The organism is Pararobbsia alpina (assembly GCF_902859895.1).
Lineage (GTDB): Bacteria > Pseudomonadota > Gammaproteobacteria > Burkholderiales > Burkholderiaceae > Pararobbsia > Pararobbsia alpina.
Genome location: NZ_CADIKM010000207.1, coordinates 1 through 653 on the forward strand (window position 1 = coordinate 1; position 653 = coordinate 653).

The window sequence follows — 653 nt, forward strand, 5'->3', positions numbered from 1 at the left end:
AAAAAGACTGCTCGGCACGCCTGAAGATGTTCCAGCAGACGAGCGAGCAACCGAGTTTGAGAAACGCTTCGTGAATGTCAGCGCGCCGATCGAAGCGAGTGCGTAGACGCCGAAAATTGTGGAGCCAGGAATGCGTCCGTTCGACAACCCATCGGAATTTGCCAAGCCCGCTTCCGTGCTCGGTTCGACGCTTCGCGATCACCGGCTTGATGCCACGATCGCGAAGTTTTCGGCGATGCGGTTCGGAGCCGTAGCCGCGATCGGCATAGAGGACTTGGGGCTTCTGAAGGGGACGACCACGCACGCCGCGAATCGGTGGAATCGAGTCGACGAGCGGCAGCAACTGGGTGACGTCGTTGCGGTTCGCGCCGGTCAGGATCGCCACGATGGGAATGCCGTTGGCATCGACAAGGATGTGATGCTTGGAGCCTGGTCGCGCGCGATCCGTGGGGTTCGGGCCAGTTTTTCGCCCGCCCCAACTGCTCGCACTGACGACGAATCGACAGCAACTCGCGAAAAATCGATCAGCCCAGCCTCGCGCAGCTTGGCGAGCAGCAGCTCGTGCAGTCGGTCCCACACGCCGGTTTCCTGCCAGTCGTTCAATCGTCGCCAACAGGTTGCGCCCGAGCCAAAGCCTAATCGCGTCGGCAAGT

General features: G+C 61.1%; 1 protein-coding gene. It reads right to left on the reverse strand.

Features of this window, described 5'->3' with window-relative positions; genetic code table 11:
• A partial coding sequence (locus HV670_RS30300) for an IS5 family transposase (RefSeq protein ID WP_246258147.1) occupies nt 1-577 on the reverse strand: 577 nt, incomplete at its 3' end.
• Between the last annotated feature and the right edge of the window lie 76 nt (nt 578-653).